18 protein-coding genes are annotated in these 17,434 nt (G+C 57.4%); 6 read left to right on the top strand and 12 right to left on the bottom strand.

What is annotated here, in order from left to right; translation table 11 throughout:
• Nucleotides 1-5 precede the first annotated feature (5 nt).
• Entirely contained in the window at nucleotides 6-332 is a 327-nt protein-coding gene (hspQ, locus tag ACR0CZ_RS03325; RefSeq protein ID WP_170398818.1) for a heat shock protein HspQ, read from the bottom strand.
• A gap of 80 nt (nucleotides 333-412) precedes the next feature.
• Here hspQ and ACR0CZ_RS03320 point away from each other — a divergent pair, with 80 nt between their 5' ends.
• Both ACR0CZ_RS03320 and ACR0CZ_RS03315 read left to right on the top strand, forming a co-directional pair.
• The gene (locus tag ACR0CZ_RS03320; RefSeq protein WP_170398822.1) at nucleotides 413-1,294 is read left to right on the top strand and encodes an AEC family transporter; all 882 of its coding nucleotides are present in this window, start codon (nucleotides 413-415) and stop codon (nucleotides 1,292-1,294) included.
• Between the two features lie 59 nt (nucleotides 1,295-1,353).
• Entirely contained in the window at nucleotides 1,354-1,935 is a 582-nt protein-coding gene (locus ACR0CZ_RS03315) for a transglycosylase SLT domain-containing protein (RefSeq protein ID WP_170398825.1), read from the top strand.
• A 15-nt stretch (nucleotides 1,936-1,950) separates the two neighbouring features.
• On the opposite strand, the gene ACR0CZ_RS03310 is transcribed toward ACR0CZ_RS03315, so the two are convergent.
• From ACR0CZ_RS03310 to ACR0CZ_RS03295, 4 genes are all read right to left on the bottom strand, one after another.
• Complete coding sequence (locus ACR0CZ_RS03310; RefSeq protein WP_170398828.1) at nucleotides 1,951-2,547, bottom strand: LolA family protein; 597 nt, start codon at nucleotides 2,545-2,547, stop codon at nucleotides 1,951-1,953.
• A gap of 39 nt (nucleotides 2,548-2,586) precedes the next feature.
• Nucleotides 2,587-5,505 carry a DNA translocase FtsK gene (locus ACR0CZ_RS03305; protein WP_170398831.1) on the bottom strand — a complete coding sequence of 973 codons (2,919 nt, stop codon included), beginning with the start codon at nucleotides 5,503-5,505 and terminating at the stop codon, nucleotides 2,587-2,589.
• Between the two features lie 14 nt (nucleotides 5,506-5,519).
• Nucleotides 5,520-6,701, bottom strand: a complete 1,182-nt coding sequence (locus tag ACR0CZ_RS03300) for an aminotransferase class I/II-fold pyridoxal phosphate-dependent enzyme (protein WP_170398833.1) — start codon at nucleotides 6,699-6,701, stop codon at nucleotides 5,520-5,522.
• 108 nt (nucleotides 6,702-6,809) lie between these two features.
• Complete coding sequence (locus tag ACR0CZ_RS03295) at nucleotides 6,810-8,138, bottom strand: amidase family protein (protein ID WP_170398837.1); 1,329 nt, start codon at nucleotides 8,136-8,138, stop codon at nucleotides 6,810-6,812.
• Nucleotides 8,139-8,226: 88 nt separating this feature from the next.
• Between ACR0CZ_RS03295 and ACR0CZ_RS03290 the strand changes: the two genes are divergently transcribed.
• Nucleotides 8,227-9,453 (top strand): FAD-dependent monooxygenase, encoded by a 1,227-nt coding sequence (locus tag ACR0CZ_RS03290; protein ID WP_170398839.1) that lies wholly within the window; start codon nucleotides 8,227-8,229, stop codon nucleotides 9,451-9,453.
• Here the strand turns inward: ACR0CZ_RS03290 and ACR0CZ_RS03285 are convergent.
• From ACR0CZ_RS03285 to ACR0CZ_RS03265, 5 genes are all read right to left on the bottom strand, one after another.
• A complete protein-coding gene (locus tag ACR0CZ_RS03285; protein ID WP_170398842.1) occupies nucleotides 9,450-9,635 on the bottom strand; it encodes a Trm112 family protein in 186 nt (61 codons plus the stop codon). The two genes, ACR0CZ_RS03290 and ACR0CZ_RS03285, sit on opposite strands and share 4 nt — an antisense overlap.
• Nucleotides 9,632-10,273, bottom strand: a complete 642-nt coding sequence (locus tag ACR0CZ_RS03280) for an LON peptidase substrate-binding domain-containing protein (RefSeq protein WP_170398861.1) — start codon at nucleotides 10,271-10,273, stop codon at nucleotides 9,632-9,634. Before ACR0CZ_RS03280 ends, ACR0CZ_RS03285 begins: the two co-directional genes overlap by 4 nt.
• 27 nt (nucleotides 10,274-10,300) lie before the next feature.
• Nucleotides 10,301-11,218, bottom strand: coding sequence for a thioredoxin family protein (locus tag ACR0CZ_RS03275; RefSeq protein WP_170398864.1), 918 nt, complete (start codon nucleotides 11,216-11,218; stop codon nucleotides 10,301-10,303).
• Nucleotides 11,219-11,305: 87 nt separating this feature from the next.
• Nucleotides 11,306-12,094, bottom strand: a complete 789-nt coding sequence (locus ACR0CZ_RS03270) for an exodeoxyribonuclease III (RefSeq protein ID WP_170398866.1) — start codon at nucleotides 12,092-12,094, stop codon at nucleotides 11,306-11,308.
• Between the two features lie 318 nt (nucleotides 12,095-12,412).
• Entirely contained in the window at nucleotides 12,413-13,099 is a 687-nt protein-coding gene (locus ACR0CZ_RS03265; RefSeq protein ID WP_170398869.1) for a response regulator transcription factor, read from the bottom strand.
• A gap of 161 nt (nucleotides 13,100-13,260) precedes the next feature.
• Between ACR0CZ_RS03265 and ribA the strand changes: the two genes are divergently transcribed.
• Both ribA and ACR0CZ_RS03255 read left to right on the top strand, forming a co-directional pair.
• A complete protein-coding gene (ribA, locus tag ACR0CZ_RS03260; protein ID WP_170398872.1) occupies nucleotides 13,261-14,355 on the top strand; it encodes a GTP cyclohydrolase II in 1,095 nt (364 codons plus the stop codon).
• Nucleotides 14,352-14,852: a L,D-transpeptidase family protein gene (locus tag ACR0CZ_RS03255; protein WP_170398875.1), complete on the top strand. Its 501-nt coding sequence runs from the start codon at nucleotides 14,352-14,354 to the stop codon at nucleotides 14,850-14,852. Before ribA ends, ACR0CZ_RS03255 begins: the two co-directional genes overlap by 4 nt.
• Here ACR0CZ_RS03255 and ACR0CZ_RS03250 read toward each other — a convergent pair.
• Nucleotides 14,836-15,495, bottom strand: a complete 660-nt coding sequence (locus ACR0CZ_RS03250) for a YggS family pyridoxal phosphate-dependent enzyme (protein ID WP_170398878.1) — start codon at nucleotides 15,493-15,495, stop codon at nucleotides 14,836-14,838. The genes ACR0CZ_RS03255 and ACR0CZ_RS03250 overlap by 17 nt on opposite strands.
• Before the next feature lie 101 nt (nucleotides 15,496-15,596).
• The gene (locus ACR0CZ_RS03245; protein WP_170398881.1) at nucleotides 15,597-16,604 is read right to left on the bottom strand and encodes a porin; all 1,008 of its coding nucleotides are present in this window, start codon (nucleotides 16,602-16,604) and stop codon (nucleotides 15,597-15,599) included.
• A 278-nt stretch (nucleotides 16,605-16,882) separates the two neighbouring features.
• Here ACR0CZ_RS03245 and ACR0CZ_RS03240 point away from each other — a divergent pair, with 278 nt between their 5' ends.
• On the top strand, nucleotides 16,883-17,365 hold the full coding sequence (locus ACR0CZ_RS03240) for a DUF3576 domain-containing protein (protein ID WP_170398884.1): 483 nt from the start codon (nucleotides 16,883-16,885) through the stop codon (nucleotides 17,363-17,365).
• Nucleotides 17,366-17,434: the final 69 nt, after the last annotated feature.

Below are 17,434 nucleotides of genomic sequence, written 5' to 3'. Positions count from 1 at the left end.
CATATTCAGTTCAACTGAAAGTGCAGCGGATAAGATCCATCCTGAAACGGGCCGAACATGTTGGGGATATCGGGATGGTCTACCGGCTCACCCGATTGGTCCTCAACCAGATTTTGTTCTGAAACATAAGCGACATAGAAGGATTGATCATTCTCAGCCAGCAAATGATAGAACGGCTGGTCCTTCAGCGGGCGACTATCTTCGGGTATGGCCTGATACCATTCCTCCGAGTTCGAGAATTCCGGATCGACATCAAAAATAACCCCTCGAAAAGGGTGTCTACGGTGTCGAACCACCTGTCCCAGACGGTACTTGGCTTGTGTCTTTAGCATTGTTTCGGCCCCCAAAGCATTTAGTACATCTTTTCGGGCAGAAAAGCCAACCAATGAGCTGAAATTCGGGGAAACAGTCTGTGAACCTACTCCTAACAGTGTTCGAAATCGTTGCCCCAGTGTTCCTTCTGGCCGGGATCGGGTTTGCGTGGGTCAAGCTCGGGTTCGAGTATCGGCTGCAATTTGTCACGCGGTTTGCGGTGACGCTTGCAGTGCCCAGCCTGATCTTCGTAGCTTTGATGCAAACCGACATTCCTGGCGATGAATTGACCGTTTTCACGCTCGCTGCGATTGCATCACATGTTGCTTTGGCGGTGGTTTTCTGGGTCTTTGTACGTGCCTCAGGGCTTGAGCAGCGGACCTATCTGTCACCTCTTATCTTCGGTAACACTGGGAATCTGGGCCTGCCTTTGTGCATCTTTGCCTTTGGGCAGGCTGGGTTGGGTTTCGCGGTGATCTTTTTGGCCGTTACCGCTCTGTTTTCTTTTACCTACGGTATCTATCTGGTCGCGGGGCGCGGCGCCTTTGGCAAGGTTCTGCGCGAGCCGATGGTCTGGGCCACGCTGCTGGGGGCATTGTTTCTGTGGCGTGGATGGCAGACGCCACTGTTTCTAACCAACACGCTGGAACTGTTGGGCCAGATGGCGGTGCCTATGATGCTGATCACCCTTGGGGTCGCGATTGCACGCCTGACAACACAGAAGCTGCAACAGGCTATATGGTTGTCCCTGCTGAAACTCGCGGTGTGCTTCGGGTTGGGCTGGGCTCTTGCCATCAGTTTTGGACTGGGTCCTGTAGCCTTCGGAGTTCTGGTTTTGCAAATGTGTGCGCCGGTCGCCGTCACCTCATACCTGCTGGCAGAGCGGTTTGATGTGGATTCCGACGCGGTTGCAGGCATGGTCATGGTCTCGACAGTATTGTCGGTCGCCGCATTACCGATAATTCTCGCTATTATTCTGTAACGATTGTGATTTCCTCAGAGCTCAATCTGCGCTAGAATAAAGAAAAAGGCACGAGGCACATGAGCAGAATTCTTATCGTACTCTTCGGGGTGCTGCTTTTGGCATCCTGTGGTGGCGGGTCCAAACAGCCACCGAGCAGACTGAATGACGCGTGCAGCATTGCGCGCGAAAAACCCGATTATATCAAGGCTTTCAAAAGCACCGAGCGCAAATGGGGTGTCCCCGTTCACGTTCAGATGGCCACGATTTACCAAGAAAGCCGTTATCGCGCAGATGCGCGCACACCGCACAAATACGTGCTGGGCGTCATCCCGATGGGTCGCCAAAGCAGTGCTTACGGCTATGGTCAGGCACTTGATGGCACGTGGGAGCAGTATCAACGCGAAACCGGCAAACGCCGCGCCAAGCGGGATCGCATCCGTGATGCGTCGGATTTCATTGGCTGGTACATGAACAAAAGCTATGAGCGGAACGGGATTCATCCCACCGACGCGCGTAACCAATACCTGGCCTATCACGAAGGGCAAACCGGCTACGCGCGCGGCAGCTACAACAGCAAATCTTGGCTGTTGAACGTTGCGAATGATGTAGACGCCCGAGCGCAACTGTATCAGGCGCAGCTGGCGAACTGCCGTTACTAAACAAACCCTGTCAGGTCAGCGATCGTCTGACCTGATACGGGTTTTGCTTGAAAACACGCTGGAATCGAGGTTTCCGCCTTCAGTCAACGGCCCCAGCAGTACGGTCGTTTGACTTCCAGCGTTATCGTGGATCACCCATTTGCGCAGCTCAACCGGATTGGATGTAAACATTAACTCGATCCGCCCGCTTTCCGGGTTCTTGGGGTCCTGAGCCGTCACAACCGTGGCGGTCCCGTCAAAATCGTGCCCAACAACCATATTGGCTTGCCCCAGATTGACATTCCGCGCCAACACCAGTGACAGCGGTGTGCGTTTCAGCGGGTACTGTTCGGGCGGCTGATTGGATTTCGGGTCAAAGATCTGCACCGTCCCCGACCGCGCCAAAACTACCGCGCTGTTGGGCGGATCATATTCGAACCGCATTTTTCCGGGCCGCTCGAGCCACAGCTTACCGGTGCTAAGCGATCCGTCATCATTCACCTGCGTGAATGTGGTCTGAACCGTCTTCATCTGGTTCAGGTAGTTAGAGATTTGCGACAGTGGCAGCTTTTCAGCCGCCCACGCGGCGGGCGCAGCCAGTGTCAGAGCAAGGGCAAAAGCAATCTGTTTCATAGGACCCAGATAGGCGTTCTGCCCTTGTTATTAAATATCTTACTGCTCGGGGACGAGGATTTCGCGTTTTCCAACGTGATTTGCCCCGGAAACAACGCCTTCGTCCTCCATCTGCTCAACAAGCCGCGCAGCTTTGTTGTAGCCAATGGCAAGTTTTCGCTGAATGTAGGACGTCGAGCATTTGCGATCTTTGATCACAATCGCCACTGCCTGGTCGTAAAGGGCGTCTTCTCCGTTCGTGTTGCCACCCGTGTTCAGGCCCAGAACAGCGTCGATATTGTCAGCCTTTTCCTCAGCCGGGCCATCGACCACGCCACTCATGTAGGCCGGCGGACCGAACTGTTTCAGGTGGTTGACGATTTCTTCGACCTCTTCATCCGAGACAAACGGACCGTGGCAACGGGTGATCTTCGCCCCGCCCGCCATATACAGCATGTCGCCCTGACCAAGCAGTTGCTCGGCACCCATCTCGCCCAGGATCGTGCGGCTGTCGACTTTCGAGGTCACTTGGAACGAAATCCGGGTCGGGAAGTTCGCCTTGATCGTCCCGGTGATCACATCGACCGAGGGACGCTGCGTCGCCATGATCAGGTGAATGCCCGAAGCCCGCGCCATCTGCGCCAGACGCTGGATGCAGGCCTCGATCTCCTTGCCCGCAACCATCATCAGGTCAGCCATCTCGTCGACGATCACAACGATATAAGGCATTGCTTCGGGCGCGAATTCTTCGGTCTCGAACATTGGCTCGCCGGTTTCATCGTCAAAGCCGGTCTGGACCGTGCGGCTGAACATCTCGCCCTTGGATAGCGCATCCTTCACGCGGCCATTGTAGCCCGCGATATTGCGCACGCCCATTTTGGACATTTTGCGATAGCGATCCTCCATCTCGCCCACGACCCATTTCAGGGCCACAACCGCCTTTTTCGGGTCGGTCACAACAGGCGAGAGCAGGTGCGGGATACCGTCATAGACCGACAGTTCCAGCATCTTGGGGTCGATCATGATCAGGCGGCACTCATCCGGCGTTAGCTTATAAAGCAGCGACAGGATCATCGTATTGATTGCCACCGACTTACCGGAACCGGTCGTACCAGCGATCAAGAGGTGAGGCATTTTTGCCAAGTTCGCCACCACGGACTCACCGCCGATATCCTTGCCCAACGCCAAGGGCAGCGCATGATTACCATCGCCGAAATCGCGACTGGCGAGGATTTCGCGCAACACCACCATCTCACGGTTTTCATTGGGCAGTTCAATGCCAATAACCGAGCGCCCCGGTAGAGTTGAAACCCGCGCGGACAAAGCAGACATTGAGCGCGCGATATCGTCGGCCAAACCGATCACACGGCTGGCTTTTAAACCCGGTGCAGGCTCCAATTCGTACATGGTCACAACCGGACCGGGGCGGACACTTACGATCTCGCCCTTGACGCCGTAGTCATCCAGCACGTTTTCCAGCATCCGCGCATTTTCCTCGAGCGCCTCATCGCTTAGGTGATGGCGTTGGATGCTTGCAGGGTTGGACAGAAGGCCCAGCGGTGGCAGTTCGAAGTCGGAATGCCGTTCCTCGAAAGAAAGTGTCGGCTGTGCTTCGGCTTGCGCCCTGCGCGAAGGTGGAGGAGTGCGTCGGACCGGTTGAGCTACTACAGGTTTACGCGGCTCAGCGACAGGAATCTTGACAGCCTGTCTCGGTTGGAGCGCGGGTTCGGGGGCATCATCAAACACGGCCTCATCATCACAGTCCGGTTCGGAAACATAGTCCTGCTGCATCCAATTATCAGCCTCGGAGTCAGCCGCCAGCGTCTCAACATCAGATCCTGCTGTCAGCGGTGGTTCGGGGGGCAAACCTGCAGAGGTCATCGGGGGTTCGGGCGGCAACTCGTCTGCCGCGCCAGAGTTCAAAATCAACGGGTCAGGTCCCCTGCCCCGCCCTTTGGTCAATGGCAAGTTGGGATCGGGTTCGGGCGTTAGCACACCAGCGGCCACTTTACGATTGCGCACAGCGGCGGAAATCTTGGACCGGATGCGATCCTCACCCGGCATGTCGTAATACCCTTCGACCGCAACGTTTTCGACCAACTCAGGCTCGGGCATTGGGTCAGGACGACGGATCAGGGAAGGCATCCGAGCCAGAAGGCCTGTCTTGGCGACAGGTTCCTGCGTTTCAATCTCAGGGTCTTCAAAGACCGGATCAGCGTAGGCCAGGTCGTCGTCAAAATCCGCCTGAACCGGAACTGCACGTTCGGCCTTGCGCTCGGCCCATTGGGCCTTCCGGTCCCGTGCTGCCCGCGCTGTCGCCGATGCCCCGCGTCCCAGCGCGTTCATCAACAGATCATAGGCCATGACCAGTCCCAACAGAAACGCCCGGAAGCCATTGCGAACGTCCGCTTTGCCGAAACCCAACACAAATACACCCAGAGCCAGCATACCGACCGCCATCGCCAGCGACATCAGCTTGACCAGGAAATGCGATGAGATCGGCAACAACGTCAAAATCGCGCCCATCACTGTATCGCCGAATAGACCGCCCAAGCCATAGCTGTGCGTCGCCCGCCATTCCGCACCCGGTACCAGAGTCGCTGCATAGACAGCCAGAACGGCGATCCAGATCGGCGCAAAAATCAGGCGGGCAATGGCACGGTCTTCACCTAAATGACCCGCAAAGCGCACACCCCATGTGATCAGAACGAGTGCAACGCCCAGGCTGCCCCAGCCTACGATCATAAACAACGGTGCGGCGATTGAGGCCCCGACGCGCCCCATCCAGTTTTGCACAGGCGCATCGGTCGAAACCATCCAGTTTGGATCATCGGGCGTATAGGACCAGATCATCGCTGCAGCGGCCAACCCCAACAGGATCAAAGCGATCCCGATCAGTTCTTTGCTACGCCGTTCAATGGCGGCTTGCGTGTTGCTGTCCAGCAGCGGGTCACGGTTTCGCGCGTTATATGATGCCATTTTGCCCTCGTACCTCACGAATAGATGCAGTCGCGGAGTGTAATCAGCCCGCGCTTCATCTCTGTTTTTGGGGCCACCATCGCGACCCGGATAAATTGCTCGCCCGGGTTTTGCCCCGGATCACCTTGAGAAAGATATGCACCCGGCAGAACCCGTACGCCGGTTTCCTGCCAAAGCTTCAATGCGATTTCTTCACCGTTTTCGACCGGCAGCCAAAGGAAGAAGCCCGCCTCGGGCGGCATGTAGCCCTGTACGCCTGCGAAAACCTCATCCGCGACGGCGTATTTATCCTGATACAGCGCGCGGTTTTCCTGCACATGCGCTTCATCCGCCCAAACCTTGGCGGCGGCGGCCTGCAGCGGGGCGGGCAAAGGGGCACCCGCATAGCTGCGCAACAGTTTGACACGGCTGATTGTTTCAGGTCCACCTGCGATCAGCCCCGACCGCAGCCCGGCCAAGTTAGACCGCTTGGACAGAGAGTTGAACAGCGTGACACGTTCGGGGTCGGCACCCAGTTCCTGCGCAACGGTCAGCGCGCCAACCGGCGCGGCGTCGCGGTAGATTTCGGAATAGCATTCATCGGCAAAGATGCGGAAATCGTACTTTTCAGCCAATTGAATCAGCTCGGCCCAGTAATCGCGCGAGGCGACCGCCCCCTGAGGGTTCGCGGGCGAGCAGATATAGGCTACAGCAGTACGGTTCAGAACCTCTTCGGGCAGGCCTGCATAGTCTGGCAAATGACCAGTGGCAGCGGTTGCCGGCACGAAATATGGCTGCGCACCGACCGAAATCGAGGCAACCATGTAGACTTGATAGAAGGGGTTCGGGCACAGAATGATCGGTTGCTGCCCATTTTTCTGCTCGGGGCAGAGCGCCATTGCAGCGTTATAAAGACCCTCGCGCGTACCGTTCAGTGCCATCACATTGGCATCTGCATCCATCGACACACCATAGCGGCGGTTGATCCAACCCGTGATCGCTGCGCGCAATTCAGGTGAGCCTTCGTTCGGGGGATAGCCCTGAAACCCGGCGGCGTTTTCCATGATCACGTCGGTCACCCAAGATGGGAAATCATGCTTGGGCTCGCCAATGGTCATGTGAACGACTTCACCACCCGGCTGATGATGATCCAACAGGGCGCGTAGACGCGGAAATGCGTATTCCGGTAGGTTCGAAAACCGCTCGGGGAAATTCATGATACTGCCTCAATTTCGGGGTCATTTTGCGCCCCGTTTTATGGCAGATTACAGATCGACCCGGGCTTCGTCCAGACAAAGAGGTGCCGAATCAGGGGATTGTGGCATTCAGGTCAAAGCGCTTTCGGCTGCTGACCCGAGCCGTAACAAGGCCTCTTCCGACCCCGGATAGCCCAACATCATCAGCCCGCAACCGGGTGTTCCCGTGGGCAAAGTCAGTGCCGCAAGCCCCATCAGATTGCCGATCCGGGTGTTGCGGAGAGCCAAGAGATTTTCGGTAACATAGTAGTCATGATCATTCATCAACCGGTCGAGATTGGGCGGTAGGATCGGGGCCGTCGGCGCAAGCACGGCATCAAAGCCCGCAGTGGCCGCATCCCAAGCCTGTCGACAAGCGGTTAGTTTCGACCAAGCGGCCACGTAATCGGGGCCGGAATAGGCCTTGCCCATTCGGAACCGTTCAAGGATTTCGGGATACATCGCCTCGGGGTTCGCTTCGATCACATCACGCCACAAGCCGTAGGCTTCGGTTGTATAAAGCACGCCCGACAGGCTCATCGCTTCGTTCAGCTCAGGCACGTCAAGCGGAACGATCTCCGCCCCGGCCTCTTTCAGGCGCGCCAGCGCATCATCATAGGCGTTGGCTGGAGCTTCGCGCAGATCGTCCTTGGCGACGTTCTGCAAATCAGCAAAGCGGCGACCGATCAATGACGCCCCGCGCAGATCAGCCGGGGCGGTGCCCTCAAGCGCGGCAAGCATATGTGCGGCGTCCTCAACTGATCGCGCCAGCGGCCCAACGGTATCGAATTTCAGACACAGCGGCACGACGCCCTCAAGGCTAACGCGCCCCGCCGTGGTTTTCAGCCCCACCAGATCGTTCCAGGCCGAGGGAATCCGCACCGATCCACCCGTGTCCGAGCCAACGCCGCCTGCAGCAAGCCCCCACGCCACCGAGGCCCCTGCCCCTGAGGACGAACCTCCGGGTACGGCCTCTTCGTCATTCACGCATGGAGGCGTAGCCGTCACTGGGTTGAGGCCCAAACCCGAGAACGCCAATTCGCTCATATGCGTTTTACCCAGACAGACCGTACCCATCGCGGTCGCGTTCCGCACCACCTGCGCATCGGATTCGGGCACGCGGCCTTCCAACAGGGCCGAACCGGCCTCGGTCCCTACGCCTGCCGTGTCAAACAGGTCTTTCCAGCTGATCGGGACGCCATCCAACAAAGACCGACGCAGGCCAAGCTTTGCCCGCTCTTGCGCCGCAAGGGCCTCGGCGCGGGCGCGATCGTGTGTCACCCGGGCATAGATCCGATCGCGATGTGGATGGGCGTCAATCGCGCTCAGATAAGTTTCTGTCAGTTCAACCGGCTCGATCTGCCCCATTCCGATACCACGGCCCAAATCACATGCCGTCATGGTCAGCCAGTCTTGCATCCGGTCCCCTCCCGAGTAATTCCGTGATCGGACGGTAGCGACAGGACCGCACATGGACAATCCCGAAAGGGCGCGCATATTGCAGCACATGGAACACAGATCCGATATCCTGATCGTTGGTGGTGGCCTGAACGGCCCTGCCCTTGCGCTGGCGCTGGCCCAGACCGGGCATTCAGTCACGGTTGTTGACGCTCTGGCCGAGAAAGTGCGCAAGAATGCGGCCTTCGACGGGCGCGCCTATGCGCTTGCATTGGCGTCGCAACGTCTGCTCGACGCGATAGGCGTTTGGAAAAAGGTGGAAAAGCACGCCCAGCCTATGCTGGAGATCAAGGTAACGGATGGTCATGCCGGTGCCGGACCTTCCCCGTTCTTCATGCATTTTGATCATGCCGAGATCGAAGAAGGCCCGATGGGCTTTATGGTTGAAGATCGCCACCTGCGGCGGGCTTTTCTGGAGGCCATGACCGAACAAGACGGGATTACCGAAATCAGCGGCAAAACGGTCGTGTCTCAGGACATCTCAGCGCTCGGGGCAACGCTGACGCTGGATGACGGGGCCACCTTGTCCGGCAGCCTACTGGTGGGTTGCGATGGCCGCCGCAGCGGCACCGCTATGCGCGCCGGAATCAAACGAACCGGCTGGGACTATGGCCAGACCGCTCTGGTCTGCGCCATTGAACACGAGCTACCGCATCACGGTATCGCCCATCAGTTCTTCATGCCCCCCGGCCCGTTGGCGATTCTGCCGCTGACCGGGAACCGCAGTTCCATCGTATGGAGCGAACGCACTGAGACGTCCGCGCAGATCAATACGCTGCCCGAGGCAGATTACCTACAAGTTCTGCGCCCGCGCTTTGGCGATTTCCTGGGGGATATCCGCCTGCAGGGTGACCGGTTCACATACCCGTTGAACCTGACCATCGCCAATTCCTTCATCTCGGACCGGTTGGCTTTGGTCGGAGACGCCGCCCATGGCATGCACCCCATCGCCGGGCAAGGCCTGAACGCAGGCCTGCGTGATGTCGGTGCATTGGCCGAGGTTCTGACCCTTGCGGGACGACGTGGCGAGGATATCGGATCAACGCTTGTGCTGGAGCGCTATCAAGAGTGGCGCCGGTTCGACACAGCCTCGCTTGCGATGGCGACTGATGTGTTCAACAAGCTGTTTTCGAACGATAATCCCCTGCTCCGCATAGGTCGGGATATTGGAATGGGTATCGTCGGATCGCTGCCCGGGCTGCGCCGAGGTTTCGTGCGCGAGGCTGCAGGTCTGACCGGAGACCTGCCGAAACTGCTGCAGGGACACCCGATCTAGTCCAGCTCTCGGGCCTCATCCACTAGCATCACTGGAATACCGTTGCGGATTGGAAAGGCCAGAGCGGCGGCTTTTGACACCAGCTCTTGCCGTTCGGCATCATAGTGCAGCGTCGTGTGGGTCTGCGGACAAATCAACGCCTCAAGCATATGGCGGTCAAAGGCGTGTTCGGTATCGCTCATTGCAGTTTTTCCTCATTCGATCCGCCGCGCATGGCGAATTCAATCAATGTCACCAAGGTTTCGCGCCGGGTGCGTAAGCAAGGGGCCTCAAGCAGGGCTTGCTTTTCCTCGGGGTCAAACTCTAGCATCATTGACAGGGAATTGACCAAAAGCTCGTCATCGGCATCTTTCATTGTGTCCCAATCGGTGGACAACTGACGGGACGAAAAAAACCGTTCCAACAGCCGCAGGAACCTGTTCCGATCAAAACCGTCATCCACCTCGGCCTTGCCGAGATCTCGGTCAAACCCGTCCCAGGACACCGAAACCCGGCGATACGGGGTGAAACTGTCCAACTCTGATTTGACCCTGAACCGAGAGATTCCCGTCAGCGTAATCAGATACCTGCCATCTTCGGTCTCGGAAAACTGGGTGACCCGTCCAGCGCAGCCGATCTGGTGCAGCTTGGTTTCGTCGCCCTGACAGGTATTCGGTTGCACCATCCCGATCAGGCGTTCTTGCGTTTTCAGCGCGTCGTCCAGCATCTGTAGGTAGCGCGGCTCAAAAATATGCAGCGGCAGGCGAGACCGTGGCAGCAGCAGCGCTCCGGGCAAAGGGAAAACGGATACCGTTTCCGGCAAATCGGCAGGATGCATCATGTACCCGAGTTTAGTTCTGATCGGGGATTAGGCAAATATCATCGAGCTGAGCTTGCGCCGCCCGTTCAGAACAATCGGGTCATTGGGCTTGAGCGCATCGAAAATTGTGAAGAGCTGCGCCTTTGCTGCCCCATCATTCCACTCGCGATCGCGGCGGAACAATTCCAACAGTTGAGCCACTGCCTCTTCGACATCGCCATTGGCATGCAGGGCCTGCGCCAGATCGAAACGGGCTTGATGGTTGTCTGGCTCGGCCTCAACTGTTGCAGTCAACTCACCTACCGGACCAGCATCTGCAGCCTGCTTGGCCAATTCCAGTTGCGCATGGGCCGCTTCAACCTCGGGTGAAGTGGAAATCTCGGCAGGAGCGCCATTGAGGATCGCCTCAGCCTGATCCAGATCCCCCGATGCGATATGCGCGCGCACCAACCCGCCATAAGCGGCAGCGTGATTGGGGTCTTCACCCAGTATGGCGGCAAAAGTCTGTGCCGCGTCTACAGCGGCCCCCTCGGTCAACATTTCTTCGGCAGCTTGCACAGCATCATCTAGTTGACCACCCGGGCTTTCACCGCCCGCGGCTTCGATCACACGATCTATGAAGGCCTTGATCTCGGACCCTGGCAAAGCGCCCTGAAACCCGTCGATCGGTTGGCCTTTGTGAAATGCATAGACCATCGGAATCGACTGGATGCGCAGTTGTCCTGCAATCATCTGCGCTTCGTCCACGTTGATCTTGACCATCTTGACCGCACCCTTGGCAGCGGTCACGGCCTCTTCCAACGCCGGGCCCAGCGTTTTGCAGGGGCCGCACCAAGGCGCCCAGAAGTCAACGATGATCGGCGTCTCTTGTGAGGCTTCGACCACATCGGCCATGAAGGTGGCCTCGGTCCCGTCTTTAATCAGATCAGTGGCTTGGGGGCTGCCTGCGCCGTTCAGAAGGTCCATGGCTTATACTCTCTGGTTCGAACTTGCGCCCTATATGCAGTCCAATGCGGCAGAAACCAAGGGGAGAGTTCGGCGAATTTGCTTCGGTCAGACGTCAAACGTGGCAAATACCGGGGCATGATCACTGGGTTTTTCCCATCCGCGCGCGTCGCGCAGAATGCGGCTGGAATGACCCGCGTTCGAGATATCGGGCGTAGCCCACACATGATCCAGCCTGCGTCCCTTGTCGGCGGCATCCCAATCTCGTGCCCGATAAGACCACCAGCTGTATAGCTGGCCTTCGGGAATATCCTGCCGGGTGATATCGACCCAGCCACCTGCATCCTGAGTCTCGGCCAGCGTTTCAACCTCGATCGGCGTATGTGAAACCACCTTCAGCAACTGCTTGTGCGACCAGACATCATCTTCGCGGGGCGCAATATTCAGATCACCCACCAGAATGGACTTTTTCGGCTTTTCCGCACGGAACCAATCGCGCATGTCAGCGAGGTAATCCAGCTTTTGGCCAAACTTCTCGTTCACTTCGCGATCCGGCACGTCGCCCCCAGCGGGGACATAGAAATTATGAATGGTCACGCCATTCTCCAACTGCCCCGCAATGTGTCGCGCATGACCCAGACCCGCGAAATCCTTATCCCCTACTTCCTCAAGCGGAAGGCGCGACAGGATGGCGACGCCGTTATACCCCTTCTGGCCCCGCGCGATCATATGCGTATAGCCCAGCTCGGCGAAACCTTCGGTCGGGATTTTGTCGACCGGCGATTTGCATTCCTGTAGACACAGCACATCCGGTGCCTCTTCCTGCAGCAATTTCAGAACGATAGGCTCGCGCAGGCGGACCGAATTGATGTTCCATGTGGCAAGGGTGAAGGGCATATCCGGGGGTTCCTTTGTCGAAGTTGCCGCAGGTTAGCGCGGCGCCAAGCGAGGTGCCATCGAAAAACAAAGCAGTGTTGCCTGACCCGGCGGTGACGGAAACTTGCAAAGTTTCCGGTCCGATTTCATGGAATGAAATCGGATGCCCGGTGCCGATATCGCCCTGCACGACACAGTTGCACCTTACAAAAAAAGCCGGGCCATCAGGCCCGGCAGTCCAACAGGGAGGTGCATGTCATAACCCGGACATGCGCGGGTTGGGAGTAATCTAAAGATACCTACAGAGTATCACTTTGATCCAAGTCAATCCACCATTAGTCAAGCAACAAGGCGATATCCGCCCGATTCTGTGACCAAAAGGCGCGCATTCGACGGGTCGGGTTCAATCTTCTGACGCAGACGATAGATATGGGTTTCAAGCGTGTGCGTTGTAACGCCTGCGTTGTAACCCCAGACCTCATGCAAAAGAACATCACGTGCAACGACGCCGTCAGTTGATCGATAGAGGAACTTGAGAATGTTAGTCTCTTTCTCGGTCAGGCGGATCTTGCGATCATCTTCGGTCATCAGCATCTTCATGGCCGGTTTGAAGGTGTAGGGCCCCAGAACAAAGACCGCATCCTCGGATTGTTCATGCTGGCGCAGTTGGGCCCGAATCCGGGCCAGAAGAACCGGAAATTTAAAAGGCTTGCTGACATAATCATTTGCGCCAGCATCAAGACCCAGGATCGTGTCAGCATCGCTGTCGTGCCCGGTCAGCATCAGCACCGGGCTTTTGACGCCCTGCTTGCGCATCAGGCGACACAGCTCACGGCCATCGGTATCCGGCAGGCCGACATCCAGAATCACCAGATCGTATATTGCTTCGCGCGCGCGTTCCATTGCCGACGCGCCATCGGACGCCTCGAACACGTCAAAGTCTTCGGTCATGACAAGTTGCTCGCTGAGCGCTTCGCGCAGGTCTTCGTCGTCATCCACCAGCAGGATTTTCTTGAGCTGAGCCATGTACGGTCCTCCTAAGCCTTTTCCATCACTTGCGTATGAAGAATGCAATCAGCAAGATTTACTGCAGTCGTCTCACGCCCTCGTGTCTGACGCCGAGGAAATGTTTCACATTTTCCAGTGATCGGGGTAGGACAGGGTCTGATCGTTTCAAGGTAAACTGCATGAGTCTCACTCCCGACATCACCGAATTGCTGGCACGGGCGCGGGCTGACCTGCGTATGGGTGTTCCCGTTGTTCTGACCGACGAACTGGGATTTGGAGTACTCGCATTCGCCACCGAGACCCTGAGCCCGCAAAGGTTGGCCGATTTGCGCGGCTTGGGCGGGGATCCCGTTGTCGCCATCACGGTTCGGCGCGCTGAAACACTTAAAGCGCGTGCATATGACGGCGATCTTGCTCGCGTCATGATCCCGGCGGATGCTGGGCTGAGCTGGGTGCAGGCGGTGGCCGACCCGTCCGATGATCTGAACGCCCCGATGAAGGGCCCGCTGATGACCGAACGGCAAGGCAGCGCAAATCTGCACCGGATCGCTATTGCGTTGGCCAAGTCGGCGCACTTGCTTCCGGCCGCCGTCGTCGCCCCTATTCAAGACGGGCCCGAATTTGCGGCAGATCATGGTCTGACCTGCATTGACCATGCCCGGGCCGCGCCACATCTGACAGATCGCAGTGCTCTGCACCCTGTCGTCGCCGCACGCCTGCCGATGGAAGTGTCGGAGGCCGGGCGCCTGCATGTATTCCGCCCCGAAGATGGTGGAGAGGAACACTATGCGGTTGAAATCGGTCGCCCTGACCGCGACAAGCCCGTCCTCGCGCGGCTGCATTCGGCCTGTTTCACAGGCGATCTCATGGGCAGCCTGAAATGTGACTGTGGCCCGCAACTGCGCGGGGCCTTGGCCCAGATGGGGGACGAGGGTGCGGGTGTCCTGCTTTATCTGAATCAGGAAGGACGTGGGATCGGGCTCGCCAACAAAATGCGCGCCTATTTTCTTCAGGATCAGGGATTTGACACAGTCGAGGCTAACCACCGGCTTGGATTCGAAGACGATGAACGGGATTTCAGGCTCGGCTCGGATATCCTGAAATCGTTGGGCTTCAATTCGGTCCGTCTGCTGACCAACAACCCTGCAAAAATCGCGATGATGGAACGCACAGGTATCGCCGTCACCGAACGGGTTCCGTTGAAAGTAGGTGAAACAGATTTCAACCGCGCGTATCTGGCGACCAAAGCGGCAAAGTCAGGCCACCTGCTGTGACACCAAGCGATCTGGTTCTTACACCACGTGGCATTCGGTTTCTCGGGCAGCTGTTCCCCTGCGCTATAGGCAAAGGGGGCTTGAGCCCAACCAAGCAGGAAGGTGACGGAACAACACCAACAGGTGTGCATCACATTGTGGGTATGCTCTATCGCGCAGACCGAATGCCACGGCCGGCGCATTGGGCACGACCGATCGGACCGCGCGATTTATGGTCTGACGACGTAGAGGACGATGCGTATAACCATTTGGTGCGGGCGCCTCATGATTTCAGTCACGAAAAACTTCGTCGCCCAGATCCGCTATATGACCTGATCTTGATAACCGATTGGAACTATCCCAATTCAGAACCCAGCCGGGGATCGGCCATCTTCCTGCATCAATGGCGACGCCCACGGTTTCCGACCGAAGGCTGCATCGCATTCAGGCGCGACCACCTACGTTGGATTGCCCAAAAAATCACGCCGGGCACACGGCTGATCATCCCTGAGGCTTAACCCGCGCCCCGAATATGGCAGACCCAATACGGACGTGTGTGGCACCCAAGGCGATTGCCGATTCAAAATCACTGCTCATTCCCATCGACAAACCCTCAAGCCCATTCCGCTCGGCGATTTTTGCTAATAGCGCGAAGTGCAGCGCGGGCTCCTCTTCAACCGGTGGAATGCACATCAAACCTCGGACGGGCAGGTCCATGCCGCGGCATTCTGCAATGAACGCATCAGCATCTTGTGGAAGGGTACCGGCTTTCTGATCCTCTTCGCCTGTGTTGATCTGTATAAAAAGATCGGGGCACTTACCCATTTCTTGTGCCAATCGCGCCAATGTTTTGGCGAGCTTTGGTCGATCAACTGAATGGATGGCATTGCAAAGATCAATCGCCTGCCGTGCCTTGTTTGTTTGCAATGGACCGATCAGATGCAGATCGATGTCCGGAAAACTCTCGCGAAATGCAGGCCATTTGCCAGCGGCTTCCTGCACACGGTTTTCTCCGAAACACCGGTGGCCCTGCTTCAACACGGCTTCGACCCGGTCGTTAGGTTGCACCTTGGAAACCGCAATTAATTGCACCGAGCCTTCGGCGCGTCCTTCCGCAGATTCAGCTTTGGCTATTCGATCGGTGATTTCTTGCAGCGACATGGGTTCCTCATTCTGCGTTTGCAGCAGCAAAACACCATGTTGCGGCAAAAGAAAAGGGCAGGTCCGAAGACCTGCCCTTGAACCTTGTGGTTCAGATCAACTTAGAAGTTGAACTGAGCACCAAAGTCGGCACGCAGCTGGCTGTCGCCGTCGCCACGCTTCTGGTTGCCGATACCACCGCGCAGCGATGCACCGCCACCCAGGTCGTAGATGGCACCGATGCCGTACTGCTGCAGATCGTCGTCTGCCGAACCGTCACCGTAAGCGAAGGTCAGAGTGGTTGCCGCGCCCAGGTTGTAGGCTGCCGACAGACCGTATGCGGTGCCGTTGCGGTCATCGTTTGCAACGTCATCGTCTGCGACGAACAGAGTACCGGAGAAGTCACCGAATTCTGCACCCAGGGTCAGAACGGTCAGGCTCTGCTTGTCGGCGTCGCCCAGACCGCTGGTCTGACCGTAGGCCAGAGCGGCAGTTACGTTACCGAAGGTGTAGGTCGCGCTGATGTCCCAGCGGTCTGCATCATCAGTGTCCGCACCCGCAACAGCTTCGTCAGCAAATGTGCGCTGGTCATACGACGCGCCGAAGGCGAAGTCGCCAACTGCGTACTGGAAGAACACAGCGTTTGCGCCCGAACCGGTCGACGAGTACGCCAGGAAGTCATAGTCGACGCCCGAGTACTGACCAATGAAGCTTTCCAGGCCAGGCTCGTTACCGTAGTAGTTTGCCAAGTTGTCGAACGAACCGGCTACGTTACCGGCGTCAACACGCAGACCACCGAAGATGACCGAGAAGCGTGCGCCGTTCAGGCCAGCAGAGTTTGCTTCGCCGTTGCCGGCATCTTCGTCTGCCTGCAGACGAACACGGCCTTCGAAGCGAACGCCACCGTCAGTTTCAACGATTCCGTCGATGTTCAGACGGAAGCGCGAGACCAGGATGGTTTCGTCGGTTTCTACGCCGGTCGCTTCACCACCACCAATTGCGTCAACGGTACCTGTACGGTCTTCCAGGTATCCCAGACCAAAGCGGCCGTAACCGCTGAACTTTACTTCGGCCGCTGCAACACTTGCGGTTGCAATCAGTGCGGTCGTTGCGAAGAGAACTTTTTTCATCTTGTTTCCCTCGGTTTCAAAGATTTTCTACTCGACACATGCAAAGCACGCGTCTCAGCACGGACACCGTTTCGCTTTTTTTGCCCCCGTTGCGCAAGCTTGGCATAAACGCAAAGACGTCATTCGGCCCAAATTGGTGCAAGGATGCCACAGTCGAATTCAACGGATCGTGCGGTTCGCGCGAGTCGATCATAAAAGAATAGGGTTGTTGCTGTACGGGTCCTTGTCTAGGAGTATCACTCGACAGAGCAAAACAAGTGACACGGGACCTTCCAACGATGCGCCGTATTACGATTCCAGGTTTGATCATGGTAACGGCTGCCTTATCAGCCTGCGGAGGGCCACCGCCTGGCGATGCAAGTGTGTTGACCGCTGATGGCAGCTCGACAGAGGAACGCGAACTGAATGACCCGAATCGCTCGACGATTTGGGATGTATTTGGCCCGAACACCTCAGAGCAGGTCACTCAGGTAAATCGCTATCTGTGGGCCGCATCGCTGGATGTATTGAATTTCTTACCGATCCAAGAGGTCGATCCGTTTACCGGAGTGATCGTAACGGGTTATGGCACACCGCCCGGCGGCGGGCGTTCCTATCGCGCGACAGTTCACATCAGTGATCCTGCTTTGGAAGCGCGTTCCTTGTCCGTAGCTCTTCAGACCAGTGGCGGTTCTCCGGTCAGCGCTGCAACGTCACGCGCCGTCGAAGATGCGATCCTGTCTCGCGCGCGTCAGCTACGCATTGCGGACAACAAGTTCTAGAAACCCGACAAAAATCACACTATTACCACGCCGGGTTCCTACCCGGCGTTTTCATTCACGAAGGACCGC

It is taken from the genome of Ruegeria sp. H9 (assembly GCF_056532915.1).
The sequence above is the reverse complement of the archived record's forward strand: the minus strand, read 5'-3'. Positions and strand labels throughout refer to the sequence as shown.

Coding starts and splice junctions, on each gene's coding strand:
- hspQ (WP_170398818.1), bottom strand. CDS start 332: ATGCTAAAGACACAAGCCAAGTACCGTCTGGGACAGGTGGTTCGACAC.
- ACR0CZ_RS03315 (WP_170398825.1), top strand. CDS start 1,354: ATGAGCAGAATTCTTATCGTACTCTTCGGGGTGCTGCTTTTGGCATCC.
- ACR0CZ_RS03310 (WP_170398828.1), bottom strand. CDS start 2,547: ATGAAACAGATTGCTTTTGCCCTTGCTCTGACACTGGCTGCGCCCGCC.
- ACR0CZ_RS03305 (WP_170398831.1), bottom strand. CDS start 5,505: ATGGCATCATATAACGCGCGAAACCGTGACCCGCTGCTGGACAGCAAC.
- ACR0CZ_RS03300 (WP_170398833.1), bottom strand. CDS start 6,701: ATGAATTTCCCCGAGCGGTTTTCGAACCTACCGGAATACGCATTTCCG.
- ACR0CZ_RS03295 (WP_170398837.1), bottom strand. CDS start 8,138: ATGCAAGACTGGCTGACCATGACGGCATGTGATTTGGGCCGTGGTATC.
- ACR0CZ_RS03290 (WP_170398839.1), top strand. CDS start 8,227: ATGGAACACAGATCCGATATCCTGATCGTTGGTGGTGGCCTGAACGGC.
- ACR0CZ_RS03285 (WP_170398842.1), bottom strand. CDS start 9,635: ATGAGCGATACCGAACACGCCTTTGACCGCCATATGCTTGAGGCGTTG.
- ACR0CZ_RS03280 (WP_170398861.1), bottom strand. CDS start 10,273: ATGATGCATCCTGCCGATTTGCCGGAAACGGTATCCGTTTTCCCTTTG.
- ACR0CZ_RS03275 (WP_170398864.1), bottom strand. CDS start 11,218: ATGGACCTTCTGAACGGCGCAGGCAGCCCCCAAGCCACTGATCTGATT.
- ACR0CZ_RS03270 (WP_170398866.1), bottom strand. CDS start 12,094: ATGCCCTTCACCCTTGCCACATGGAACATCAATTCGGTCCGCCTGCGC.
- ACR0CZ_RS03265 (WP_170398869.1), bottom strand. CDS start 13,099: ATGGCTCAGCTCAAGAAAATCCTGCTGGTGGATGACGACGAAGACCTG.
- ribA (WP_170398872.1), top strand. CDS start 13,261: ATGAGTCTCACTCCCGACATCACCGAATTGCTGGCACGGGCGCGGGCT.
- ACR0CZ_RS03250 (WP_170398878.1), bottom strand. CDS start 15,495: ATGTCGCTGCAAGAAATCACCGATCGAATAGCCAAAGCTGAATCTGCG.
- ACR0CZ_RS03245 (WP_170398881.1), bottom strand. CDS start 16,604: ATGAAAAAAGTTCTCTTCGCAACGACCGCACTGATTGCAACCGCAAGT.
- ACR0CZ_RS03240 (WP_170398884.1), top strand. CDS start 16,883: ATGCGCCGTATTACGATTCCAGGTTTGATCATGGTAACGGCTGCCTTA.